We start from the raw sequence: 24,736 nt of genomic DNA, 5'->3' as shown, positions 1-24,736 counted from the left end.
CCGACAAAAAATAGCTTGTCGCGCTCGGGTCGGTCGAATCGGACGTCGGCTGCCAGCTAGATCAGCTGGACGTCGTCGACGTCGAAGTGACGATCCGCCAGCACGCGGGCGGCCTCGATCGTGCGTCCGCTCGAGCCGATGGCCACTCCGCGGTCGGCCTCGGCGACCTCGACGTACGCCACGGTGTCTTCGTTTTCACTGATCGTGACGTTGTAGACCGCCGCGGGCGCGAGCGCGTTAGCGACGAAGGTTTCGGGATCGTCCGCCGCTTCGACCAGCCGAACCGGCAGGTCGACCCGCTCTTCAAACCGCTTGACCGTTCGACCATCGGGACCGATCGCCTCGCCCATCTGGCCGCTCGAGACGACGACGATCAGGCGGTCGGCTGCAGCCGAGTCGACGCCGTCGCTGTCTGCGACGATGGTCACGGTCGGGGCGTCGCTGCTATCGCCGACGGTGACCCCGTCGCCGCCGTCACTGACCGCCTCCGAGCCGGACTGGAACTCGAGGACGCAATCGATGCCGGTCGCCCCCGTGACGTCTTCGAACAGCGCGAGGTACCGACGAGCCTCGTCGTCGAGGGTGACGGTCATCGATCAGTCTGCCTGACTGCCTGGGCCGGTCGAGCCCATCCGGAGGTCGACGTCGCCGGTCCCGAGCTTGATCGGTTTCCCGACGATGACGTTCTCGGTGACGCCCTCGAGGGCGTCTTTCTCGCCGTGGATGGCGGCGTTGAGCAGGTGGTTGACCGTCACCTCGAACGCCGCGCGGGCGAGCACGGAGTCTTTCGAGCCGGAGATGCCGTGGCGGCCGATCGACTCGATCGTCCCCTCGTTGGTCATGATGTCGGCGACCAGCATCAGGTGGCGGACGTTCACGTCGTCCAGCCCCTGCTCGGCGAGCGTGTTGTTCGTCTCCTCGATGATGGCCTCGCGGGCGGCCTCGACGCCGAGGTTGCGGTAGATCTCGTGGATGTTGTTACACGTCGTCCGGGAGGCGTCGACGCCCTCGATCTCTAAGACGTCACCGAAGGCCGATCCCTCGGTGTAGAGGACGAACTCCTCGCTGCCGTCGTCCATCTCTTCGCGGCGGATGACGACTCGCGAAATCTCTTCGATGCCCTTGAACGTGATGTCGCGCAGTTCCTCGACCAGCTGGAGCAGATCGCGGTAGGAGGGTTCCTCGGGGCCGAACTCGATCTGGGTTCCCTGCTGGACCGTCGAGACGCCGAGGTGATCTTCGATCGTCTCGGCGACCTGTTCGGGCGTGATCATCCGCTCGGTGAGAGTGTCCTCGTTGAGCGAGATCTGGACGCGCATGTCCGCGACGTTCGTCGAGACGTCACCCAGCGCGAGGATCTTCGTCGCCTCGATCTTCCAGACGACCTCGTGGGCCTTCTCGCGCTCGGTGGCGTACTCGTCTTCCAGGTGGACCGTCATCATCGGCGTGTCCGGGGTCTTCCGGGCGTCGACCAGTTCGATCAGCCGCGGCAGCCCCTGGGTGACGTCGATCTCTGCGACACCCGCGTAGTGGAACGTGTTCATCGTCAGCTGGGTCCCGGGTTCGCCGATCGACTGGGCGGAGACGGTTCCGACGGGGTCGAGCGGGTCGACCCGTGTGTCGACGTAGCGGGCCTCGACGGCCTCTGTCAGCTCGTTGGCCTCCTCGACGGTTGCACCCCGGTCTTCGACTACCTCGTAGACCTCGTCTTTGAGGCGGCGAGGGAGGTCGCTGTCCTCGACGACGGCGATCACGTCGTCGGAGACGTCGAAGTCGACCTCAGTCATCGGAGCTCACCCCCAGATCCTCGGCGAGGCGATGATCGGCGTGCTCGGAGAGGTTCGTCGGCTGCGGTCGGGTTCCAAGGAACTCCTGACGCTCTTCCTCGGAGGTGAACTCCTCGTCGAGGACGCGCTCGGCGATCGCCTCGACGTCGATGTCGTTGTCGTCGCCCGAGGAGACCTTCACCGGCGAGGTACCGTCCTCACCGAACTCGAACTGGACGATCGTATCGCTCGTGTCGCGGACGGTACCGTCGTACTGTGTCTCGAGTTCCGACAGCGCGTTGATCAGTCGGCGCTGGAGGTACCCGGACTTGGACGTCCGAACGGCGGTGTCGACCAGCCCTTCACGGCCACCCATCGCGTGGAAGAAGAACTCCCGCGGGGTCAGGCCGCTGGTGTAGGAGTTCTCGACGAAGCCGTGGGCCTCCGCCGAGAGGTCGTTTTGCTTGTAGTGGCTGAGCGTGCGATTCTCGTAGCCGCGGTTGATCCGCTCGCCCCGAACTGCCTGCTGGCCGACCGCACCGGCCATCTGGGTCAGGTTCAGCATCGACCCACGGGCACCGGAGTTGGCCATCACCACGGCGGGGTTGTCGTCGTCGAAGTGCTCGTCGGCGATGTTACCCGCATTGTCACGCGCACGCGAGAGCGTCTGCATGATCTTCATCTCGAGGGTCTCGTCGATGGTTCGACCCGGCAGGCTCTCGAGTTCGCCGCGTTCGTAGGCTTCGATGAGTTCCTCGACGCGGTCGTAGGCGTCTTCGATCGTCTCGTCGATGCGACCCTGTGCTTCCGCCGGGATCGTCTCGTCGTCGATCCCGATCGAGAACCCGAAGTGCATGATCGCACGCATCGCGAGCGTCGAGACTTCGTTGATGAAGATCCGGGCGCGGGTGTTGCCGTAGGCCTTCGTGATGTGGTCGACGATCTCGCCGCCGAACTCGCCGACTTCGTCTTCGGCGATCGTCCCAGCGACGAGTTGCCCGTCCTCGACGACGACGTCGTCGCCGACGGTACCGGTGAACTCGAGGTTCATGTCGTCGGGCAGGAGTTCGGAGAAGACGTCGCGTCCGGTCCAGAACGGCTCGTCCTCGTCGTCGATGCCGCTCGGTTCCGGAAGCTCGTCGATCCGGGTGGCACGCAGGAGGTCGAGCGCCTGCGTCTCGTTGAACCGCGGGTTGTCGTGGGTGAGCAGGTACGTCCCACTGATGTGGTCCTGAATGGCCCCGATGATGTTCTCGCCGAATCGGGGCGAGAGGATCTGTTCTTGCACCCGCATGAGGACGCGCGCCTCGGCACGGGCCTCCTCGTTCTGGAGGGCGTGCATGTTCATCTCGTCGCCGTCGAAGTCGGCGTTGTACGGCGGGCAGACGACGGTGTTGAGCCGGAACGTCTTGTAGGGCATGACCACGACCTCGTGAGCCATGATCGACATCCGGTGCAGCGACGGCTGGCGGTTGAAGATGACGATGTCGCCGTCGATGAGGTGGCGGTTGACCTCCCAGCCGGCCTCGACCTTCTCGGCGAGTTTCTCGCAGTTCTTCTCGGTCACCTTCAGCCGTCGGCCGTCGGGTCGGCGCACGTAGTTGGCACCGGGGTGACCCTCGGGGCCGTTCGAGACGTAGCGGCGTGCCTCCTCGACGTTTCGTTCGGTGACGTTCATCGTCTGGGTCATCTCCGTCGCAACGCGGTCGGGGACGCCGACCTCGTTGAGCGAGAGCGTCGGGTCCGGCGAGATGACGGTTCGGGCGGAGAAGTTCACGCGCTTCCCCGAGAGCGAGCCACGGAATCGCCCCTCCTTGCCCTTCAGGCGCTGGGAGAGGGTCTTGAGCGGCCGGCCGGAGCGGTGTCGCGCCGGTGGCGTTCCCGAAATCTCGTTGTCCATGAACGTCGTCACGTGGTACTGGAGCAGTTCCCACAGGTCCTCGATGATCAGCTGTGGGGCACCGGCCTCGCGGTTCTCCATGAACCGCTGGTTGATCCGGATGATGTCCACGAGCTTGTGCGTGAGGTCGTCTTCCGACCGCTGACCGTTGTCGAGCGTGATCGACGGTCGCGCCGTTACGGGTGGCACTGGCAGCACCGTCAGGATCATCCACTCTGGACGCGAGCGGTCGGGATCGATCCCGAGCACCTCGATGTCCTCGTCCGGGATGGCCTCGAACCAGTCGCGGATGTCCGAGGGCATCAGCTTGTTCGTGTCCTCCTCGGTGAGGTCAATGTCGAGAGCCTTCTCGATGGCCTCGCGCTGACTCTCACGCGGGCGGAACGACCCCGAGAGGATCTCGTTGATCCGCGTGAGGTCGATTTCGGTCTTTTCGGCGAGTTCGTCGGGCGTCGTTCGCTCGATGCCTTCCTCTTCGTCCCCCTGCATCGCACCCGCGATGCGCTGGGAGTACTCGCTCGTCAGCACCTGCTGGACCTCGTAGTACGTGGTCGGTTTCTCGTGTTCGATGTCGTACTGGACCTCGCCGCAGAACGGGCAGCGATCCTTCTTTCGAGCCTGTCGGATCGCGGCCTTGGTCACGTCGTTCAGGTCCCGGCCGAGTTTGCGAGTCTGGTCGATCTGTCCGCGGAACTCCTCGCGCTCGTCTTCGGTGAGCAGGAGTCGCGAACAGCTTCGACAGGTCCCCCGCAGCAATCGACGGATGAGTTTGGTAAAGCCGACGTGGATCACCGGCGCGGCGAGTTCGATGTGACCGAAGTGGCCGTTACACGACCCCGAGTGCTTCCCGCAGGTCTTGCACTCGAGTCCGGGGTCGATCACGCCGAGCCGCGGGTCCATCAGCCCCATGTCGATGGGGAAGCCGTCGTCGTCGTACGTGTCGGCGGTGATGATCTTCGTCGCGCTCATCTCCCGGTACTCCTCGGGCTCCATCAGCCCGAAGTTGATCGTCCCGATGTCTTTTGGTGTGCTGTTTCGCATGGTTTAGACGGCGTCCTCGAGTTCCAGTCGTGGTGCGATACCCAGCGCCTTCATCTCGTCTAACAGGAGCTTGAACGCGTAGCTCATCTCGATCTCGTGGATATCGGTCTCCTCGTCGCAGTTCGGACAGTAGACCCGACGTTGTTCGACGTTCTCGACGGCGCTCATCCCACACGATCCACAGACGTGGATGAACTCGCGGTCGGACTCGTCGAGCAGGCGCTCTTTCAGCGTCATGGCCGCCCCGTGACCGATGAACACGTCCCGTTCCATCTCCCCGATACGGAGCCCACCCTCGCGGGCGCGACCTTCCGTCGGCTGTCGGGTGAGCACCTGCACCGGCCCGCGCGAGCGGGCGTGCAGCTTGTTCGAGACCATGTGGTAGAGCTTCTGGTAAAAGATCACGCCCACGAAGATCTCGGCCTGAACCTTCTCGCCGGTGACGCCGGAGTACATGACCTCCTTGCCCGCGGAGTCGAAGCCGGCGTCCTCGAGTCCGCTGCGGAGTTTCTCTTCGTCCTCGCCGAGGAACGGCGTCCCGTCGACGCGTCGGCCTTCCAGCGCGCCGAGTTTGCCGCCGATCATCTCGAGGATGTGCCCGACGGTCATCCGCGAGGGCAGCGCGTGCGGGTTGACGACGAGGTCGGGCACGACGCCCTCCTCGGTAAAGGGCATGTCTTCCTGCGGTGCGAGGTGGCCGACGACCCCCTTCTGGCCGTGGCGACTGGCGAACTTGTCCCCGAGTTCGGGGATTCGTTCGTCTCGAACGCTCACTTTCGAGAGCTTCGAGCCGTCCTCGCCTTCCATCAGCGTGACGGTGTCGACGACACCCGATTCGCCCGAGCGCATCGTCACCGACGTTTCGCGGCGCTTCTGGGGCGAGAGGCCACCCATGTCGTCGGGTTCCTCGAGGAACCGCGGCGGGCTCGTCTTCCCGAGCAAGACGGAGTTCTCGTCGACGACCGTCTCGGGGTTGACGAGGCCGTCCTCGTCGAGGTGGGTGTACGCCTCTTCACCGCGTGCGCCGCGGACGTCCTGGGAGGGAATCTCGAAGCGGTCCTCCTGACCGCCGGGATAGCGTCGTTCCTCGCCCTCGTAGGTCCGGAAGAAGTGCGATCGCGCGAGCGCGCGCTCGACGCTGGCTTTGTTCATCACCAGCGCGTCCTCGATGTTGAACCCCTCGTAGCTCATCACGGCGACGACGAAGTTCTGTGCGGCGGGCCGATCGTCGTAGCCGATCTGGTCGGTGGTCTGGGTCTTGACCATCGAGAGCTGCGGATAGTGCAGCAGGTGCTGGCGCGTGTCCGGGCGGATCCGGTAGTTTGCGCTCGGCAGACCCAGCGACTGCTTGATCATCCCCGCGCCCATCGTAATACGCGGCGAGGCGTTGTGCTCTGGGTACGGAATCATCCCCGCACCGATCGAGAAGATCAGCGACGGGTCGATCTCGAGGTGGGTGTGATCTTCGGTGAGGTGTTCTTCGTCGACGGCGACTAAGATGTCCTCTTCCTCCTCGGCGTCGATGAACTCGACGTAGCCGTGGTCGACCAGGTCCTCGAATTCGAGGTCGCCCGACTGGATCGCATCGATCTCGGCCTCGGAGATGCGGGGTTCGCCGTCTTCGACGACGAGCAACGGGCGACGCGCCCGACCGGCGTCGGCGTTGATGATGACTTCGCGGGTACGCTCTTTGACGGAGACGTTGACCATCTCGCTAACGTCGCCGATGCGTCGCGCTTCGCGGATCTGTTCGGCCAGTTCGTGGGGGTCGGGGTGGGTCCCGACCAGCGACCCGTTGACGTAGACTTTGGCTTCTCGCTGTTGGCTGCTCATAGATTAGTCGTCTGCCGGTGTTGCTCGGTCGATGCCCTCGAGGCCCGGAATCCCCTCGACGCCCATCGACGCCAGTTCGCGTTTGAGTGCCTGTTCGTCCTCGACGTTCTGGGAGAGTTCGACCGCCTGGGCGAAGTTCTTCACCAGCCCACAGTTCGGCCCCTCCGGCGTCTCCGAGGGCCCGATGCGACCCCACTGGGTCGCGTGTAAGTCCCGTGCCTCGAAGTGCGGTTGCGAACGCGACAGCGGCGAGCGCAGCCGTCGCAGGTGCGAGAGAACGCCCATGTAGTTCGTCCGGTCGACCAGCTGGCTCACGCCGGAGCGACCGCCGACCCAGTTGCCCGTCGCGATCGGGTGCTCGAGTCGTTCGGTGAGCACGTCCGACCGGACGACAGTCGAGACCGACAGCGTCCGGTTACGCATGTTCGCGCGCTCGAGCTGGTACTTCACGTCCCGGGCGAGCTTGTTCAGCGCGGTCCGGAACAGGTCCTTCATCAGGTCGCCGCTGACCTTCAGCCGCTTGTTCGCGTAGTGGTCCTTGTCGTCGGAGTCGCGCCGCCCGAGGGCGAGTTCGAAGCAAGCTTCGGCCATCCGGCAGAGGTAGTGGGCCTTGTTGATCCGGACGTCTTCCTCGTCGACGCCCTCCTCGTGGAGGTGCGGCAGGAGGTAGCGATCGATGACGTAGTTGGCCCGCTTGAGCTGGTAGTTCTTGCCCTGCCCGGAGGCGACGCGCTTCCCGAGGGCCTCGATGGCTTCCTCCTCGGTCTGCACTTCGGCTTCCTCTAAGTTCTCGAGCATGTATTTGACGACCTCGGGGTCGTTCGAGACCTTGTGGACGATCTCCTCGTCGGACTCGAGCCCGAGTGCACGCACGAGCGTGACGAAGTTGATCGAGCCCGACACCGAGGGGAACGAGACCTCGAGCAGGCCGTTTCGGGTACGCTCACAGAGGACGAGTGCGCGGTAGCCACGGCGCTGGCTGAAGGTCTTCGCGACCTGAATCTCGTCGCCGTACTTGGTGTCGTACTCGGCGAGGATCTTGTTCGGCGCGAGGTCCTCGCTGGTCATCAGCACCCGCTCGGAGCCGTTGACGATGAAGTAGCCGCCGGGGTCGGCGGGGTCCTCGCCGATCTCGACGAGTTCGTCGTCGGAGAAGCCGGCGATGTTACACTTGTCAGAGCCGACCATGATCGGCATCCGACCGATCTTCGTCTCGGTCGAGTCGACGACCCGCTCGTCGCCTTCCTCGCCCTTGACGATGGACATTTCCATGAACACCGGCGCGGAGTAGGTGATGTTACGCAGGCGAGCCTCCTGTGGGTAGAGCAGCTCTTCGGAGCCGTCTGCCTCCCGGACGCGGGGCGTGACGACGCGCACGTCGCCCAGTTCGACGTGTACGGGTTCCTCGCCTTCCTTGTCACCGATGTCGGTGTCGATCGTCGCCTTCTCGTCGACGACCTCCTGCATCCCCCGGTTGAGGAACGCGTTGAACGAGCGGTAGTGGTGTTCTGCGAGCCGTTCCCTCGAGAAGTATTCGCGCGAAATGTCCCGTCGTGTGTCTCGGTCGAGTTCCAGTGCCATTTATTCCACCACGAGTCGATATACGACTGCCTGATCGGCTGTTCGCGAGTCCCGGATGATCTCGACGACGTCGCCGACCTCCGCCTCGTCGGGCAGCGCAGGGTCGTTTCGTTTGATCTTCGGCAGGTCTGTACGGTCGATGTCGTATTCCACGAGCACCTCCTCGAGGGTCTCCTCCTCGAGCAGGCGGTGCTCCGGAACGAGTTCGTGTTTGCTTACGTCTACCATGTGTCGATGTGCGTGTGGGCTATGGGGAGAGAAGTGGCTGTCACGAGATACTACAGGCAGCTACCGGCGGCACACAGTTAAGGGTTACTAACTCGAGCGGGCACCGTGGCTATCCGACCGGGCAAACCGGACCGGGTGAGCCGATCACGTGTGGGAGTACCCCGCTCACGGTTAAATTCCTTGTGGAGGGTGAGTCTGTATAGCACGGACTGTCCGTGGCGCGATTCCCCGTACCAAACGGTGGCCGATTGGAAAGCCTTAATACTTCCACCGGGAAACGAACAGTTGCAAGCCCGGGTGGTGTAGTGGCCTATCATACGACCCTGTCACGGTCGTGACACGGGTTCAAATCCCGTCTCGGGCGTTTTTCCAGGACCAAACCGACGAGCGGTGCGTGGCCCGCAGCGCCACGACATGGCGAACGGCAAAGCCGTGAGCCCAGCGAGTCGCCGGTCCTCGAAAACCACACGAGGGATTTGAATCAGGGAGCAGCTTCGCTGCGACCGCGGTTCAAATCCCGTCTCGGGCGTTTTTCCAGGACCAAACCGACGAGCGGTGCGTGGCCCGCAGCGCCACGACATGGCGAACGGCAAAGCCGTGAGCCCAGCGAGTCGCCGGTCCTCGAAAACCACACGAGGGATTTGAATCAGGGAGCAGCTTCGCTGCGACCGCGGTTCAAATCCCGTCTCGGGCGTTTTTCCAGGACCAAACCGACGAGCGGTGCGTGGCCCGCAGCGCCACGACATGGCGAACGGCAAAGCCGTGAGCCCAGCGAGTCGCCGGTCCTCGAAAACCACACGGGGGTTTGGAGTGGACCTCGTCCATGTCCATCTCCTGGTCGGCGTCGTCGTGCGGGCTCAGACCCCCTTCAGGTTGGTCCTGTGATACTCACCTGGTTTGTACATTCAACCAATAATCGAAGCCGCTCTCGAGATGTGGCACGATATCTCACTCCAAAACGCATATCGCAACTCTCGGCTTACCGGGTGCAATGTCTCCTGCGCGAGGGACGGTCTCCGGAACCACTGGGCGGCGAACGGTCGCCACCCTCGGGGCGGCGTATATCGTGTTTGCTGGCGGCTGGGCGTACGTTCGAGCGACCGGCGGCGAGCCATCTCTCAACGTTCTCATCGTGACGGCGTTGATCGTGGGGCCGGGCGTGATACTCATCTATGGGGCCCATCGCTTGCCAGCGTACGATATCACCCCCAATTACTATCCCGTTATCGGTCAGTGGTGTCTCGGGGCGATCGTCGTCATGACTGCAATTCTGTCGCTCTACCATTTTCAGCCCGCAGACAGTTTTCGGAACCCGCACCGGAGCTTCCTCATGTTCACGGCACTCAGCAGCGTCGCCGGGCTCGGCGTCGGCATCTACGACGCTCGAGCCAGGACGCGAGCGCTGGAAGTCGACCGTCGTAATCGGGAACTGCGGCGGATGCAGGCGCTGCTCGAGGAGTCGAACGATCGGCTCGAGCAGTTCGCCTCCGCCGCCTCCCACGACCTGCAGGAACCGTTGCGGATGATCACGCGGTATCTGACGCTGGTCGAGCATCGGTACGCCGACGCACTCGACGAGGACGGCCGGGAGTTCGTCGCGTTCGCGATCGACGGGGCCGATCGCTTACAGGAGATGACCGACGGGCTGCTCGAGTACTCCCGCGTCGAGGCGGACAGTGATTCGTTCGACAGGGTCGACCTCGACGACGTGCTCACGGATGCACTCGCGAACCTGCACGTTCGGATCGACGAGAGTGGCGCAGCCGTCACGTGGGATTCACTCCCGCTCGTCGATGGTGACCGTCGGCAGTTACGTCAGGTGTTCCAGAATCTGGTGAGTAACGCGATCACGTACTGCGGTGACGAGCCGCCACGTATTCACGTCAGTGCCCACCGGCGGGGTCAAGACTGGGTCGTCTCGGTTCGCGACTGGGGGATCGGTATCGATTCCGACGATCAGGATCGAATTTTCGACGTCTTCCAGCGACTCCACAGTCGGGAGGAACACCCCGGGACCGGCATCGGCCTCGCGCTCTGCAAGCGGATCGTCGAGCACCACGGCGGCCAGATCTGGGTCGAGTCTGACCCCGAGGGCGGATCGACGTTCTCGTTTTCGTTGCCAGCCGTCGAATCGTGACCTCGTCGTGTGTCCCGTCGCTGTCCGATCGCAACCTGTCGCCTTCGCCGCGATACGCTGGCCGTGCCACGTGCCCCTCGAGTCGGTGGCAGCGCTCGACGAACGTGCTCGTCGACTCGGATCGTGGTTCGAGATAGCAAGACAGCGATCGATGCGGAACAAAACCCTTAAGCGTCTCACCGGGAAACGAACAGTTGCAAGCCCGGGTGGTGTAGTGGCCTATCATACGACCCTGTCACGGTCGTGACACGGGTTCAAATCCCGTCTCGGGCGCTTCTTCGATTTTCGATCCGTGAGCGACCGGTCTTACCGGTCGCGAACATCCGAAGTCGGAGGCCGACAACCAGGGATTCGAACGAGTCGGTCGCAGCGCAACGAGCACGTCTCGGCGTGGTTCAAGTCCCGTCTCGAGCGCGTCGTCGCGTTCCAGTCCGTGAGCTACCAGCGTGGACCTGTCCAGCGGTGGTCGACGCCCGAGGGCCGCAGTCCTAATACGGGCGACGTCGAAACGGCAGGTATGGCAATCGTCGCGGCAGTGGACAGTTCCGGTCGTTCTGAAGCAGTGGTCGCACAGGCACACGAACTGGCCGAAGAGTACGGGGTGGGGCTCCACGTGGTCCACGTGGCGGATCCGACGGTCGATTTCCGGGAGGACTTTACCGACGTCTCTGCGGATGCGCTCCGGGTTCACAATGGGAAGTTTTCCGAGGAGGTCGTCGAGCGCGTCCAGGCGGAGGCGACCGAGGTTGCTGAGAACGCTGCCGCCGGCGTCGACGGTCTCGAGGAGTACGAGGCGGTCGGGCTGGTGGGTGATGCGGCGGAGGTGATCAGGACCTACGCGGCCGAGCACGGTGCGGAGTACATCGTGGTGAGCGGGCGGAAGCGTCGGCCGCTCGGACAGGTGCTGTTCGGGAGCGTGACCCAGTCGTTACTGTTGAACGCGGACTGTCCGGTGGTCGCGGTGCCACACGACGTGTGAGTGTGCGTTCCGGAAGAGTACGCTCGCGGGTTCGGACCGAAGTCACCCGTTGGTGTACCCGAGTTCTTCGTCGAGGATTAGCCTGGTCTTCGTGCTGACGACCTCGTCCTGCTCGCGTGCCTGCGTGATGAGATCGTTGACGCCGCGGGTGTCGGCGGCGTCGACGACGAGGACGACGTCCTGTTCGCCCGAGACCATCCAGACGAAGTCGACTTCCTCCCACTCGGCCATCCGCTCGGCGATCGCACCGGTGTCGACGTCGACGGCGACGCCAATTTCGATCATCGCCTTGACGTTCCCCGTCCGCGTGGAGATGGTAAAGCGCTCGATGATGCCGTCGTCCATCATCCGCTCGACGCGGTTGCGGACGGTGCCCTCGCTCGTCCCGACCTCGTCTGCGATCTCGGTGTACGGCGTCCGGGCGTCCCGCCGGAGCACGTCGAGGATCTGTCGGTCCAGCTCGTCCATGGAGATCCGACTCTACGACCGAGGTGCACTTACCGATTACGAATTTCGTAACTCAGCTTCGAAGACAACACTTATGGGTGCGAGACCAGTACGGACTTCGTAATGACAGCGGCCTACGTTGCACTGGAAGGTGGCCACGTACTCGAGGGGCGTGGTCGCGTTTCGGGGACGGCTCGTGGCGAACTGGTTTTCACGACAGCGTATACGGGATACGAGGAGAGTCTGACCGACCCCTCTTACGAGGAACAGGTCCTGACGTTCTCGTACCCGCTGATCGGGAACTACGGGGTCCGTGAGGAACGGTTCGAGGACGACCGCGTGCACCCGCGTGCGGTGCTCGCGAAGGAACTCACCGAGGACGTCGCCGACTGGCTCGCCGATGAGGGCGTGCCGGCGATCGACCACCTCGACACCCGCGAGGTCGTCACCGACATCCGTGACGAGGGTGCGATGAAGTGTGGTATCGCCGTTGGCGAGGACGTCACCGAGGAAGACGCTCTCGAGCAACTCGAGGCCTGCAAGGCAATGAGCGAACACACCGACATCGGCGCGCAGGTCAGCGTCGACGAGCCGGTCGCCCACGGCGCGGACAACGACGGCGTCGACGTGGCGCTCGTCGACTGCGGTGCGAAGGGCTCGATCGTCGACTCCCTGCTCGAGCGTGATGCGACGGTCCACGTGCTGCCATACGACGCCGACGAGGCCGACGTCGAGGCCGTCGATCCGGACGTGCTGTTCATCTCGAACGGCCCGGGTGATCCGGCGAACTACGAGGACGCCATCTCGCTCGTCCAGACGTTCGTCGAAGACCGTCCCGTCGCCGGCATCTGTCTCGGCCAGCAGATCGTCGCCGAGGCCCTCGGTGGAACGACCGAGAAGATGACCTTCGGTCACCGCGGAGTCAACCAGCCGGTCATCGACCTCGAGTCCGGCCGCGTCGTCATGACGACCCAGAACCACGGCTACACGGTCGACGAGCCGGGCGAGCACCTCGAGGTGACCCAGGTGAACGTCAACGACGATACGCCGGAAGGGCTCGACGGCGTCGAGTACGACGTCATCACCCGCCAGTACCACCCCGAGGCCAATCCCGGTCCGAAGGACACCCTCGACTTCTTCGACGACGTGCTCGCGATGGCCGACGACCAGAGCCAGGAAGCCGTTCCGGCCGACGACTAGGTCCGGTCTCGCCGCAGTTCGGGTGGGTCCGGTTCGATCGAGCCGGGGCTGATTCGCCTCGCTTCGACTCGGGCAGACCGATTCGATTCTCGCCGTTTGCCGAACGTTCACTGTCGACCGGTGCCAAGAGTGAACGATGGCACCACCTGCCGCGTCAACGATCGACAGACTCGGCGTCCACGACTCCGTCAGCGCCGTTTTTCCACCCGAGGTGCTCGCGACCGCGCTCGAGGACCTCTCGCTGTCGGTGTCGGTGATCGGCGACGACGAGATCGCCGATTGCGACGCCGTCGTCACCCTCGAGCACCGGGAGGCGTACCTCGACTGCGCGTGGATTCACTCGATCCAGGCGGGTGTCGACCGGTTTCCGATCGACGAGTTCGAGGCTGCCGGCGTCGGGCTCACGAACAGTTCGGGCATCCACGGCCGGCCGATCGGTGAGTCAGTCGCGAGCTACCTGCTCGCGTTCGCCCGCCGATTGCACGACCACGTCGCCCACCAGCAGGAGCGACGCTGGGCCCGGCCCGCGTGGGACGAGGCGTTCACGCTCTCCGGGGCGACCGCGTGTGTCGTGGGAACGGGGACGCTCGGACAGGGCGTCGCCGCCGTCCTCGGCCCGCTCGGTCTCGAGGTGATCGGCGTTCGGCGCTCGAGTGAGCCACTGCCCGCGTTCGACGAGATGTACGCGAATGACGATCTGCTCGAGGCCATCGCGGACGCCGACTTCGTGATTGCCACCGTGCCGCTCACTGACGACACCCATCACCTCTTCGACGAAGGCGTCTTCGACGCTATGGGCGACGACGCCTACCTCGTCAACGTCGCCCGGGGGCCGGTCGTCGACGAGGCGGCGCTGGTCGCGGCCCTCGAGTCCGATTCCCTCGCGGGCGCGGCCCTCGACGTCTTCGAGGAGGAGCCACTCCCCGCAGACTCGCCGCTCTGGGATATCGAGGAAGTGATCGTCACGCCCCACGCGGCGGGATTCACGCAGGACTACTATCGTGGCGTCGCGGATCTCGTCCGGGAGAACGTCGAGCGACTCGAGTCCGACGAGGCGTTCGTCAATCGTGTGGTGTGATCGCCCATCCCTGAAACGAGCCGCGCACTGACGGGACCAACGTATCTGGGACCGGGTTTTTCCGCGCTCGCTGACGTGAGTCGATTCGAGTATCGTGTCCCGGGAGCGCTCGTCGGAGGGACGAGAGCAGGATCGAGAGCGCACCCAGAGCCGGCGCTTCAGGTACCGGAACGCACTCGAGGGCCTCGACGAGACGATCGCGGTGACCATGGATCGGTGGGGGATCCCGGTGTTGCGCGTCGCGGTCGCGATCGTCTTCGTCTGGTTCGGCGCGCTCAAGGTGATCGGCGACTCGCCGGCGGGCGAACTCGTCGCCGCGACCGTCTACGTCGTTCCCGCCGAGGTGTTCGTGCCGGTCCTCGGCGTCTGGGAGATCCTGATCGGGCTCTGTCTGCTCTACCGGCCGCTGATCCGGCTGGGGATCTTGCTCCTCGCGCTCCAGTTGCCGGGGACGTTCCTGCCGATGATCCTCCTGCCGGAGGTCGTCTACCACGGGTTCCCGTACGCGCTGACGGTCGAGGGCCAGTACATCGTCAAGAATCTCGTCATCATCGGCGCGGCGCTCGTGATCGGGAGCACCGTCAGGGAGGAGTGACCGGGTCGGGACCCATCGGTTGAGAGCCGTCTTCTCTCGACTCACTCCACCGCAGCGAATCGACCACCGTCGATGACGAGTGGCTGTCCGGTGATAAACGACGATTCCGGCGAACACAGCCAGACGACGGCGGCTGCGACCTCGTCTGGCTGACCGATCCGGTCCATCGGGATGCCCGCCGAGAACTGCTCGAGTTCCTCCTCGGAGAGCCCCTCGAGCAGCGGTGTCTCGACGGTCGTCGGACAGACTGTGTTGACCCGAATCCCGTCGGCTGCGTACTGGGTGGCGGCGACGCGGGTGACGCCGAGAACGCCGTGTTTCGCGGCGACGTACGCGAGCGGCGAGTTGCCGCCGCCGATAGAGGCGGTCGAGCCCGTGTTGACGATCGCGCCGCCGTCGGTCTCGACCATGAGCGGGAGTTCGTGTTTCAGGCAGTTGACGACGCCGGTGAGGTTGACGTCCATCGCCGCCTGATAGGACTCGAGGTCGACGTCCTCGATGGCCTCGATCGGTGGGGCCATTCCGGCGTTGTTGTGGGCGACGTCGAGTCGGCCGTACGTGTCGTCGATCTCCGCGATCAGGTCGGCGACGGCGTCCTCGTCGGTGACGTCTGCCTCGATAAACGTGGCTTCGCCGCCCTCGTCGTCGATCAGGTCGACCGTCTCCTGGCCCCCGTCGGGGTCGACGTCCGAGACGACGACGCGTGCGCCCTCCGCGGCGAATCGCCGTGCAGTTGCTCGCCCGATACCCGATCCGGCTCCAGTCACGAGTGCGACGTCGCTGTCGAAGTGGCTCATAGCGTACCCGCAGTTCAACGGATCGGGGGTTAACTGTTTGCGGGGCAACCACCGGTTGAGCGCTCGTTTGCTCGTCGTGGCCGGACTCTCCCCACGACACGTGTGTCCCCGGAGGCCTCGACGAGTGGCCACTTCGCTGCTCGAGCGGTCGACTGTGCCGACGCCGCACCACTACCCGCCTGCGGCCGGGCGCACGACTCGAGGACGACGAGAGTCGTGCAACCCGGGGAAGGGCAGGTGAGACACTGTCAGCAACCGCGAGCGCCGCTGGCGCGAGCGGGCCGACGACCGATGTGAGGGACGCGGAGTGTCCCGAACGGAGGGAGGAGGCTTTTGATCGACTGGGTGGTCGGCCCCGCCGACCACCGACAACGTGGCGGCGAAGCCGCCACGCGGCCGAGGGTGCGCCATCGGCGCACACGTAGAGCAAAAGGTCGTTAGAAGAATTTGAACAGGTCGTCCCGCCCTTCCTCGTGGAGGTGTGTGCGGACGGCTTCGTTCAGCGGATCGATCTGCCCGTTCTTCGCGGTGATCGGCGCGACGACGTCTTGCCACTGTTGCCACGGTGGGTAGAGTCCGAGGCGGTCGCAGATGTCGTCGAGTCGCTCGTCCCGGTCGTCGACCTTGTCCATCTTGTTGACCGCGACGACGGTCGGAATGCCCAGGTCCTGGAGGAAGTGGTACATCTCGACGTCGTAGGGAATCTCGTCGGGTCCCGAATGTCGGTCGATGATGTCGACGGCGCTCTTGCCGTCGAGGACGAGGATGGCGACGAGGATGTGTTCGGCGTAGGCCTCGAGGTAGCGGACGATGTTGGTCTTGATCTCCTCGCGGTACTCTTCGTGGACGCCGCTCATGAAGCCGAAACCGGGGAGGTCGGTGATGACGAAGTCTTCGGGAGCCCAGTCGTAGTGGTTGGGCTCGCGCGTGACGCCGGGTTTGCCGCCGGTGTCGAACTTGTCGTGGCCGGTGAGCTCGCGCATGAGTGTGGACTTCCCCACGTTGGAGCGACCGACGAGGGCGACCTCGGCGTCGCGGTCGGGACGCGTCTCGAACATACTCCGAGTTTGGTCGGAGAAGGTATATGCGTGCCGCGTCGGACGTGTCGCGCCAGTTCGGCGTCGTCTGACCATGTGCAGCACCATTATGGGGGACGACTCGGTATCACAGGGTGTGCGGCTCGTACAGCTGACGGTTCCGACGGGGATGCGAGGTGCGGTCCTCGAGACGCTCGACGCTCGTGGGATCGACTACGTGGTGACTGACGAGCACAGTCGCCGCGAGTACACGGCAGTGGTCTACTTTCCGTTGCCGACGCCGGCGGTCGAGCCCGTCCTCGACGAACTGCAGGAGACGGGAATCGACGAAGACGCCTACACCGTCGTCGTCGACGCGGAGACGGTCGTCTCCCAGCGATTCGAGAAACTTCGCGAAGAGTACGAGACTGGTGACGTCGGCTCCGAACGCATCTCGAGACAGGAACTCGAGACGGAAGCCGAGGATCTGACGCCGTCGTTCGGGATCTACGTGACGATGACGGTCGTCAGTGCAATCGTCGCGACGGCGGGGCTCTTGCTCGACTCTCCCGCGGTGGTCGTCGGGTCGATGGTGATCGCGCCACTGATCGGGCCGGCACTCGGTGCCAGCGTTGGCTCGGTAATCGACAACGAGGACCTGTTCCGCCAGAGCGTCGTCTACCAGTTGCTCGGCGTCGTGGTGGCGATCGTCGCCGCGGCGATCTTCGCATGGATGGTCCGCGTGACCAACATCGTTCCGCCCGGACTCGAGATCGGCGACGTCGACGAAATTGCCGAACGGCTCACGCCCGACCTGCTCTCGCTGGCGGTCGCACTGGGGGCTGGTGTGGCGGGGATCATCAGCATCGCGACCAAGCTATCGACGGCGCTGGTTGGTGTGATGATCGCTGCTGCACTCATCCCGCCAGCGGCGGCCGCGGGAATCGCGATCGCGTGGGGTGAACCGGCGGCGGCGACCGGGTCGACGGCGCTCGTGTTCGTGAACGTGCTCTCGGTGAACCTCGCTGGTCTCGTGACGCTGTGGTACGCCGGGTACCGGCCGGAGAACCTGCTCTCGTTGCGGTCGACCGAACAGCGGGTTCGAAAACGGGTCATCGCGCTCGGGCTGATCGTCATGATCTTCGCAGCCTTTCTCGGCGGCATCACCTACGCTTCCTACGCCGTCTCGACGTTCGAAAACGACGCGACTGCAGAGACCGAAGCCGTCCTCGAGGACGAGGCCTTCGCCCAGTACACGCTGCTGGAGTTCGAGGTCGAAACCGGTGGGGGTTATCCGTTCTTGGTTCCCGAACGCGTGATCGTGACCCTCGGGGGGCCGCCAGACGAACGATCTGGCGAACTCGAGTCACGACTGAACGAGCGGATCACGGCCCAGACGAACGAGGACGTCACGGTCGAGATCAGGTACGTCGGACAGGTCGAGATGTGAGTGTGCCCTGCAATTCTCTCGACCCATTCTGGAACCACCGTCTCAGCTGGGGAGCCATCTCCGTAGACGCCGACCGGCTACGCAATTACCGACGCAGCCGATCGAGGAGACTCGTCTCGTCGCCGTCAGTCGGTGAGGTCGGGTCGGCAGTGTCGGTCGACGACGTATCGGCGGTGTCGGAGTTGGAGTCCGGCCGTCCGAGTCGCCGACGAATCCACGTTTTCGGCCCACCGATCCGATTGACGAGATAGGTCGGGAAGTACAGCGCGAACGCGCCGACGACGAGGAAGCCGACGCCGGACGGTCGGCCCGTCCGGAGGAACTCGATCCCGATGAAGAACATCGGGCCGGCCATCGAGAAGCCGGCGGCGAGCTGGAGCATGTCGAAGAGGCCCAGTCGTTTCATCGGTGTTGCTTCCGGGACGTGGTCACACTCGCCGCCCCGGGAATCACGATTCGAACGGCAGTGTCGGCTCGTAATCGATCGCCTCGATCGCCGCCTCGAGTACGGTTTCGACGTTCTCACCGGTCTCGACGCTCATCTCGTAGTCGGCGTCGAGGTCGTGGTCGTCGTCGGTCCAGACGTCGCGTCGGTCGACCTTGTTGGCGACGGTGAGCACGGGGAGATCGCCGAACTGGTCGGCGACGGCGTCGCGCAACTCGAGCTGTGACTCGAGGGGGTAGCCACACTCGCCGGTGGGATCGAGCAGGACGAGCATGCAGTCGCCGAGGTGTTCGATGGCCGAGACGGCCTGGGTCTCGATCTCGTTTCGCTCTTCCGGTGGGCGGTCGAGCAGGCCGGGGGTGTCGACGAGCTGGTAGCGGATGTGGTCGCGCTCGAGGTGGCCGAGACCGATCCCTTTCGTCGTAAAGGGGTACGAGGCGGTTTCGCCGCGGGCGTTCGTAACGTCGTTGACGAACGACGATTTGCCGACGTTGGGGTAGCCTGCGACGACGATGGTCGGTTCCTCGGGATCGATCTCGGGCAGGTCACGCAGCGCGTTGCGTGCCTCGTTGATGAACAGCAGTTCGTCGTCTACCTGTTCGACGACGTCGGCGAGGCGGGCGAACGCCTGCTTGCGGTGCTTGCGCGCGGTGTCGACGTCGGTCTTCCGGAGACGAGGCTGGTACTCGTCGTGGATCTCGCGAGCCTTGCGACTCGCCCACATCACCTCCGAGAGGCTCTGGCGGAGCGCGTCGACGCCGGCGGTCTCGCCGTCGATGCCCGACGACTGCGGTGCCGATACCGACGACGAGGTCAAGATCGCATCCGCGAGTTCGTAGTAGAACGGGTGGACCTCGTCTTCGTAGGCGAAGTCCGGCCACGCCGTCACGACGTTCTCGAGGTTGTCAGAGATAATACTCGAGGCCGTCTGGAGCATCGACTGCTGTGCCTCGAGGCCGCCTTTGGCCCGTCCGGCCCGCGCCGCCCGCGAGAACGCCTTGTCGATCAGCTCTTCCGACGTGGGCGTCGTCGGAAGGTCTTCGAAAATCATATTCGGCGATACGGCGCGCTGGCGTAAAAGGTCGTTCGTTACGATCGGGCAGTTCACGAGGTGTGCTGGGGCGTGTCCCTCCCGGTCTCTTAGGTAGTCCTAAAAATCGGCACATACTTGTGTTTTAGGACCTCCTAAATCAGTCAGGGGGCGACACACGGGTGTCTCGAGGCCGCATCCCACGTCCGCTCCCGTGGCAGTTTCTCTCCGTTTTCCCAAATAGAATCGATAGCTATAAGTGTTTTAGGTCGACCTAAAACTAGGTGTATGACGAACACGGACGCATCAGACGCACGATCTTTGACTGGACGCCGCCGATTCCTTGCCACGACGGGACTCTCAGCCGCTTTGGTGAGCGGTCTGGCGGGTTGCCTGGGGAACGGAGACGAAAACGGCGACGCGGGAAGCGGTGGAGGCGGAAATGGTGGCGGCTCCGGTGGGGGTGCCGTCGCAGATGCCGACCCACTCGGTGCACCCGTGGACCCGAGCGGTGTCACCTGGGACGACCTCGGCGACCTCGAGGGTGAAATCACGATTTACTCCGGTCGAACTCCCGACCAGATAGATCTCGTGTTCGAAGAACTCGAGAACGAGTACGACGGACTGACGATCAACCGCGACTACGACGACAACGACGTCCAGGTCAACCAGTTAGAACAGGAGGGAGACGCGACGCCGGCGGACGTGTTCTACTCCCAGGACCCGGGCGCACTCGGCGCAGTTCACGACATGGGGCTCGTCCAGCAGCTTCCGAGCGACGTCGTCGAGACGGTTCCCGAGAGCTACCGCGAACCCAGCGGCTACTGGACCGGGGTCAGCGGCCGCGTGCGTTCGATTCAGTACAACGAAGATCGGTTGGACGAGGTCCCGGGTCTCGATAGCTGGGACGACCTTCCGACGGACATCTTCGAGTACGCGACCGACGACCGGTTCGAGGGCATCATCTCGACTCGGCCGAACTCCGGGACGTTCCGCGGGTTCATTCAGGCGATGGTCGACCTCGAGGGCGAAAACGCGACGCGACAGTGGGTCAGGGACTTCATGGATCAGGACCCGCAGCTGTTCTCCGGCGGCAGCGACCAGGCTGCAGCCGTCGAACGGGGCGGTGACGACGACCCGATCATTGCACTCGGCAACAGCTACTACGCCGCCCGACTCGTCAACGAAGATCCCAACTCGCCGATTCGCGTGGCGTTCACAGAAGGCGACGCAGGTGCCCTCTTCAGCGTCGCTGGCGTCGCCGTCACGAACACCGTCGACGATCCGGAACTCGTCGCCGAGTTCGTCCGTCACCTCGTCGCCGTCGAGGGACAGGAGTTCATGATGGACGACAACGGGGAGTTCCCCGTCGTCGAAGGCGTCGACTACGTTGGCCCGCTGCCCGGCCCGGCCGACCTCGACTCGCCGACCTACGACATCAGCGCGTTCGACATGGAGCTGCAGGAAGCTAACGAACTCCTGGAAGACGAAGGAATGATGCCGCTGTAACCTCGATCGACGGACGGGCCGCAATATCGGTCCTGATCATCGACAGTCGTCCGCTCCGCCCGGACTGTCCATACCCGCATTCCCACCATTCAGCACTCACAGACGTGTCAGTTGGACTCTCCAGACGTCGTCGCTCGAACCCCGTGTTCCGATCACCCGAGACCGTTCGACCGCGGTAGCCGCTTTGTAACCGATTCCTGCCGCTAGCCCGCTCCCGGACCGAGAACCTAATCAGGCAATTCAAGAGAATCGAGCGCCGACCGACTCGTAGGAGAACCGATTCGCTCGGCCACACAGACTATGAAATCCATCACAGACGCCGTCCAGACCTCACAGCACGTCCAGACGGTCACGGATCGACTCGAGCGTGCTGATCTCTGGATGGTCGCCCTGGCAGCCGCGAGCGCGCTCGTCGCCTTCCTCGTCGTGTTGCCGATGTTCTGGCTGGTCTGGCAGGCGTCGACGGTCGAACTGCTACGCGCGTACGACCTCATCGTTTCCTCCCAGACTGCACGCATCACGGCCAACAGCATTGGCTTGATGCTGTTCGTGACGGTGTTTTCGATCGTACTCGGCGTGCCACTCGCCGTGTTGACGACCCGGACCGACCTTCCGTATCCACGGTTCTGGACTGTCGTGGCCGCACTCCCGCTCGTGATTCCGAGCTACATCGGCGCGATCGCGTTCACCGGCATGTTCGGCTCGGGCGGTGAAATCGACTCGCTATTCGGAGTATCGATCCCACGGATAGACGGCCTGTCCGGCGCGACGTTCATTATCACGTTGTACACTTACCCGTACGTGTTCCTGACGACCCGGGCGGCGCTTTTGTCGATGGACAGTTCGCTCCCCGACGCCGCACGGACGCTCAACGCCGGTCCGTTCGAAGCCTTCCGCCGGGTCACGCTCCCCCAGATCAGGCCAGGGATCGCAGCCGGCGCGTTGCTCGCCGGCCTCTACGCGATTTCCGACTTCGGAACACCCGCGTTCATGCAGGCCAGCGTCTTCACGAGCATGATCTACTGGGAGTTCGGCAATTTCAACGTCGAGTACGCCGCCTTACTCGCGTTGCAACTGGTCGCAATCGTCGCCGTCGTTCTCGTCATCGAGGCTGGCATCGGGCGTGACGAAGACGCGAGCGGTGGCACGCGGGTGGGGAGCACGATCCGACTCGGAATCTGGAAGTGGCCGGCAATGGGGTTCGTTTCGGCACTCGGGGTGGTCACACTCGTCGTGCCCGTTACGATCTTCACGAGCTGGCTGTTCCGGAGCGAAGGCGATCCGATTCCATCCCTCGAGTTCCAGTGGGAGTTCGCGTTCAACTCGATGTACCTCGCCGTACTGGCCGCACTGGTTGCCTGCGCGTTCGCGCTCCCGGTCGCCTACTACTCCGGACGGACGAACTCGCTGGTCTCGCGGATCCTCGAGCGCGCGACCTACGTTGGCTTCGCGGTCCCCGGCGTGGTCATAGGCCTCGCCCTGGTATTCCTGGGGACTCGAACACTTCCGTCGTTCTATCGGCAGGGTGTGTGGCTGCTCGTGTTCGCCTACGTCGTCCGCTTCCTTCCGCAGGCCGTCGGCACCGTCCGCTCGTCGGTCCTCCAGGTCGACGACAAAACCATCGAAGCTGCGCGCACGCTCAACGCGGGGCGGATCGAGACGTTCCGTCGCGTTACCTTGCCGGCCATCATGCCGGGGCTGGTCGCTGGCGCGGTCCTCGTGTTCTTGACGACGATGAAGGAACTGCCAGCGACGCTCATGCTCCAGCCCATCGGGATGGACACCCTCGTTTCGATCATCTGGGACGCCCAGAACGCGCTGGCCTACCGGTACGCGGCCATCCCCGCACTTCTGTTGATCCTCATCTCCGGGTTCTCGATGCTGGTCATGCTGTTTCAGGAAGAGGGTGACCTCAGCTGATCCGGCTGTCCCATTCTCGTCAGCTCCGAATCCGTGTTCGAACGCGAACGGTGGGCTTATCGGCGCTCGAGTCCCCGATTTGGGTATGACAGACTGGCGTGCCGTCGTCGCTGGCTTTCTCACCGCGACCGTTCTCGGCCTGATCGGGCTAACCCTCCCCGGCGTCGGACAGCTCGCGGCCGGACTGATCGGTGGCTTCGTCGCGGGCTACCTCGCCGGTGGCGGTCTCGCTCGAGGCTTCTGGCACGGGTTACTCGCCGGTGCACTCGGTGGTATCCTCGTTGGCCTTCTGATCGGCCTCTTCGTCGCACTCGCGGGCTGGGCGGCTGGTCCCGCCGGTGGCATGGCCACGGGCGTCGCCGGCATCGGAATCTTCGGCGCGAGCGTCCTCCTCGCGATGCTCTTTGCACTCGAGAGCGCCATCGCCGGTGCACTCGGCGGGCTGTTGAACCCCTGAACCTGGGCCGCCACTCGAGAGCTGTCCGCTCACGAAACACACCACTTCCGAGAAATATTTCGTTGCTGGACTCGAGAGAGCAGGTACTGTACCCTCGATCCGCTCAGTAACGCTCGAGGTCTGGAAAACGGATCGTCGGGTGACTGACTCGAGCATCTCGGTGTCGTGGCCCGCACGCTCGTGTATTTCCTGGCCGTCTCCACCCATCGAAACTGGCTCGAAACCGCCGAACGCGCCGTGTCGTTGCGTGACGGCGTCCACCGAGAGATTGTCCTCCTCGTCGACGTTCCGTTGGCTCGTGTCGCCCGCTTCGAGTGTCTCTTCTGGGGCGTCTCAGGCCACTATATCCGTTGGCACAGCCTGTAGCTCGATACATGTCGCGCTGCATGTCGTGTCAGAACCCGAGTTCGCTCTCGAGGTCGTCGTACGGCGGGAACTCGGGCCACTCCTCGGCGACCCAGGCGGTCTCGACGGTCAGGTTCGCGTCGAGGGCGAACACGGCTGGTCGAGGTTCGTCGAGACCCGCCATCCCGTCCAGGTCGTTGACGATGCCGTACTCTTCGGCGACGCGGTTCTGCGGGTCGCTGAACACCGCGAACGGGGAGTCGGTCGTCTCGAGGAACTGTTTGATCGCGTACGGTGTCGAGATGGACACCCCGACGACGGCACCGGCCTCTTCGTGCCAGCCGCGCTCGTGTAGCTCCTCCCAGACGTACGTGCCGGGATAGGAGCCGATCATCGGCGTACAGACGAGGATCGTCGGCCCGTCGACCTCGCTGGCGAGCCCCGACAGCGACCGGTCTTCCCAGAACTCGTCGGTGACCAGCGGCCGGGTGAAATCGGGTGCTTCGTCCCCAGATTCCGGGTGATCGGTGGGCTCGAGGGCAACGACCTCGAAGTCGACCATCAGCTACTCACCTCGCCGCTGGCCGGGCGCTCTCCGTCACCGTAGGTCCGCTCGAGGTAGTCGACGATGTTCGCGCTCTCGGCCATCGTGACGCCGGTGCGCTCGTCGACGATCACCGGCACCGTCCGCACGCCGGCGACGCGCTTGACCACGTCGCGGTCGGAGTGCATCGGTTCGACGAACCGCGAGTGGTACGGAACCTCGAGGTCGTCGAGTACGCGGACGACGCGTTCGCAGTACGGACAGGCCTGCAGGCGATACAGCGTCAGCGCTGGCGCTGAATCCTGGTCGGGAGCGTCGCTCATGGACCACCGTTGGACGAACGGTCGGATAACCGTATCGTCCGCGGAGACACCGACCGGATCGACCCCACTCGAGTCGTCGAACGAAACGACGGCCTGCACTCGCGCGGAAAAATGG

The 24,736-nt window shown here is 64.2% G+C and carries 22 protein-coding genes and 2 tRNA genes; 11 read left to right on the top strand and 13 right to left on the bottom strand.

Features of this window, described 5'->3' with window-relative positions:
• Window positions 1-56: 56 nt before the first annotated feature.
• From B1756_RS05225 to B1756_RS05200, 6 genes are read right to left on the bottom strand one after another with little or no spacing between them, the layout of a single operon-like run.
• Window positions 57-593, bottom strand: a complete 537-nt coding sequence (locus tag B1756_RS05225) for a NusA-like transcription termination signal-binding factor (RefSeq protein WP_086887593.1) — start codon at window positions 591-593, stop codon at window positions 57-59.
• Between the two features lie 3 nt (window positions 594-596).
• Window positions 597-1,787 carry a DNA-directed RNA polymerase subunit A'' gene (gene rpoA2, locus B1756_RS05220; RefSeq protein ID WP_086887592.1) on the bottom strand — a complete coding sequence of 397 codons (1,191 nt, stop codon included), beginning with the start codon at window positions 1,785-1,787 and terminating at the stop codon, window positions 597-599.
• Complete coding sequence (locus B1756_RS05215) at window positions 1,780-4,707, bottom strand: DNA-directed RNA polymerase subunit A' (protein WP_086887591.1); 2,928 nt, start codon at window positions 4,705-4,707, stop codon at window positions 1,780-1,782. The genes rpoA2 and B1756_RS05215 overlap by 8 nt, the downstream gene beginning before the upstream one ends.
• Window positions 4,708-4,710: 3 nt before the next feature.
• Window positions 4,711-6,540: a DNA-directed RNA polymerase subunit B gene (gene rpoB, locus B1756_RS05210; RefSeq protein ID WP_086887590.1), complete on the bottom strand. Its 1,830-nt coding sequence runs from the start codon at window positions 6,538-6,540 to the stop codon at window positions 4,711-4,713.
• A gap of 3 nt (window positions 6,541-6,543) precedes the next feature.
• On the bottom strand, window positions 6,544-8,121 hold the full coding sequence (locus B1756_RS05205; RefSeq protein WP_086887589.1) for a DNA-directed RNA polymerase subunit B'': 1,578 nt from the start codon (window positions 8,119-8,121) through the stop codon (window positions 6,544-6,546).
• Window positions 8,122-8,349, bottom strand: coding sequence for a DNA-directed RNA polymerase subunit H (locus tag B1756_RS05200; protein ID WP_086887588.1), 228 nt, complete (start codon window positions 8,347-8,349; stop codon window positions 8,122-8,124).
• A gap of 291 nt (window positions 8,350-8,640) precedes the next feature.
• Between B1756_RS05200 and B1756_RS05195 the strand changes: the two genes are divergently transcribed.
• The 4 genes from B1756_RS05195 (at window position 8,641) to B1756_RS05180 (ending at window position 11,465) form a co-directional block, all read left to right on the top strand.
• Window positions 8,641-8,713, top strand: a tRNA-Asp gene (locus tag B1756_RS05195).
• Window positions 8,714-9,340: 627 nt separating this feature from the next.
• On the top strand, window positions 9,341-10,486 hold the full coding sequence (locus tag B1756_RS05190) for an ATP-binding protein (protein WP_086887587.1): 1,146 nt from the start codon (window positions 9,341-9,343) through the stop codon (window positions 10,484-10,486).
• A gap of 200 nt (window positions 10,487-10,686) precedes the next feature.
• A tRNA-Asp gene (locus B1756_RS05185) sits at window positions 10,687-10,759 on the top strand.
• 244 nt (window positions 10,760-11,003) lie between these two features.
• Window positions 11,004-11,465: a universal stress protein gene (locus tag B1756_RS05180; RefSeq protein ID WP_086887586.1), complete on the top strand. Its 462-nt coding sequence runs from the start codon at window positions 11,004-11,006 to the stop codon at window positions 11,463-11,465.
• 42 nt (window positions 11,466-11,507) lie between these two features.
• Here B1756_RS05180 and B1756_RS05175 read toward each other — a convergent pair whose 3' ends face one another.
• Entirely contained in the window at window positions 11,508-11,933 is a 426-nt protein-coding gene (locus tag B1756_RS05175) for an Lrp/AsnC family transcriptional regulator (protein ID WP_086887585.1), read from the bottom strand.
• A gap of 102 nt (window positions 11,934-12,035) precedes the next feature.
• On the opposite strand from B1756_RS05175, the gene carA reads away from it, so the two are divergent.
• The 3 genes from carA to B1756_RS05160 all read left to right on the top strand — a co-directional run bounded on the left by carA (window position 12,036) and on the right by B1756_RS05160 (window position 14,785).
• A complete protein-coding gene (carA, locus tag B1756_RS05170) occupies window positions 12,036-13,112 on the top strand; it encodes a glutamine-hydrolyzing carbamoyl-phosphate synthase small subunit (protein ID WP_086887584.1) in 1,077 nt (358 codons plus the stop codon).
• Between the two features lie 136 nt (window positions 13,113-13,248).
• Complete coding sequence (gene ddh / locus B1756_RS05165) at window positions 13,249-14,190, top strand: D-2-hydroxyacid dehydrogenase (RefSeq protein WP_086887583.1); 942 nt, start codon at window positions 13,249-13,251, stop codon at window positions 14,188-14,190.
• 94 nt (window positions 14,191-14,284) lie between these two features.
• Window positions 14,285-14,785 (top strand): hypothetical protein, encoded by a 501-nt coding sequence (locus tag B1756_RS05160; protein WP_086887582.1) that lies wholly within the window; start codon window positions 14,285-14,287, stop codon window positions 14,783-14,785.
• 41 nt (window positions 14,786-14,826) lie between these two features.
• Here the strand turns inward: B1756_RS05160 and B1756_RS05155 are convergent, their stop codons facing one another.
• Together B1756_RS05155 and engB are read right to left on the bottom strand one after the other, a co-directional pair.
• Entirely contained in the window at window positions 14,827-15,582 is a 756-nt protein-coding gene (locus B1756_RS05155; RefSeq protein WP_086887581.1) for an SDR family NAD(P)-dependent oxidoreductase, read from the bottom strand.
• A 437-nt stretch (window positions 15,583-16,019) separates the two neighbouring features.
• Entirely contained in the window at window positions 16,020-16,640 is a 621-nt protein-coding gene (gene engB, locus B1756_RS05150; protein WP_086887580.1) for a GTP-binding protein EngB, read from the bottom strand.
• Between the two features lie 115 nt (window positions 16,641-16,755).
• Between engB and B1756_RS05145 the strand changes: the two genes are divergently transcribed.
• Window positions 16,756-18,048, top strand: coding sequence for a TIGR00341 family protein (locus B1756_RS05145; protein WP_086890050.1), 1,293 nt, complete (start codon window positions 16,756-16,758; stop codon window positions 18,046-18,048).
• An 85-nt stretch (window positions 18,049-18,133) separates the two neighbouring features.
• Here B1756_RS05145 and B1756_RS05140 read toward each other — a convergent pair whose 3' ends face one another.
• Complete coding sequence (locus B1756_RS05140) at window positions 18,134-18,454, bottom strand: hypothetical protein (RefSeq protein ID WP_086887579.1); 321 nt, start codon at window positions 18,452-18,454, stop codon at window positions 18,134-18,136.
• A gap of 43 nt (window positions 18,455-18,497) precedes the next feature.
• A complete protein-coding gene (locus B1756_RS05135; protein ID WP_086887578.1) occupies window positions 18,498-19,544 on the bottom strand; it encodes an NOG1 family protein in 1,047 nt (348 codons plus the stop codon).
• A 267-nt stretch (window positions 19,545-19,811) separates the two neighbouring features.
• Here B1756_RS05135 and B1756_RS05130 point away from each other — a divergent pair, with 267 nt between their 5' ends.
• The 3 genes from B1756_RS05130 to B1756_RS05120 all read left to right on the top strand — a co-directional run bounded on the left by B1756_RS05130 (window position 19,812) and on the right by B1756_RS05120 (window position 23,409).
• Window positions 19,812-21,032: an extracellular solute-binding protein gene (locus tag B1756_RS05130; protein WP_086887577.1), complete on the top strand. Its 1,221-nt coding sequence runs from the start codon at window positions 19,812-19,814 to the stop codon at window positions 21,030-21,032.
• A 300-nt stretch (window positions 21,033-21,332) separates the two neighbouring features.
• Complete coding sequence (locus B1756_RS05125) at window positions 21,333-22,952, top strand: ABC transporter permease (protein ID WP_086887576.1); 1,620 nt, start codon at window positions 21,333-21,335, stop codon at window positions 22,950-22,952.
• Between the two features lie 85 nt (window positions 22,953-23,037).
• Window positions 23,038-23,409 carry a DUF5518 domain-containing protein gene (locus tag B1756_RS05120; RefSeq protein WP_086887575.1) on the top strand — a complete coding sequence of 124 codons (372 nt, stop codon included), beginning with the start codon at window positions 23,038-23,040 and terminating at the stop codon, window positions 23,407-23,409.
• A 394-nt stretch (window positions 23,410-23,803) separates the two neighbouring features.
• Here B1756_RS05120 and B1756_RS05110 read toward each other — a convergent pair whose 3' ends face one another.
• Window positions 23,804-24,316 carry a redoxin domain-containing protein gene (locus tag B1756_RS05110; RefSeq protein WP_086887573.1) on the bottom strand — a complete coding sequence of 171 codons (513 nt, stop codon included), beginning with the start codon at window positions 24,314-24,316 and terminating at the stop codon, window positions 23,804-23,806.
• Entirely contained in the window at window positions 24,316-24,621 is a 306-nt protein-coding gene (locus B1756_RS05105) for a glutathione S-transferase N-terminal domain-containing protein (protein WP_086890049.1), read from the bottom strand. The genes B1756_RS05110 and B1756_RS05105 overlap by 1 nt, the downstream gene beginning before the upstream one ends.
• Window positions 24,622-24,736: the final 115 nt, after the last annotated feature.

The organism is Natrarchaeobaculum aegyptiacum (assembly GCF_002156705.1).
In the GTDB taxonomy this organism is placed as follows: Archaea; Halobacteriota; Halobacteria; order Halobacteriales; family Natrialbaceae; genus Natrarchaeobaculum; species Natrarchaeobaculum aegyptiacum.
The sequence above is the reverse complement of the archived record's forward strand: the minus strand, read 5'-3'. Positions and strand labels throughout refer to the sequence as shown.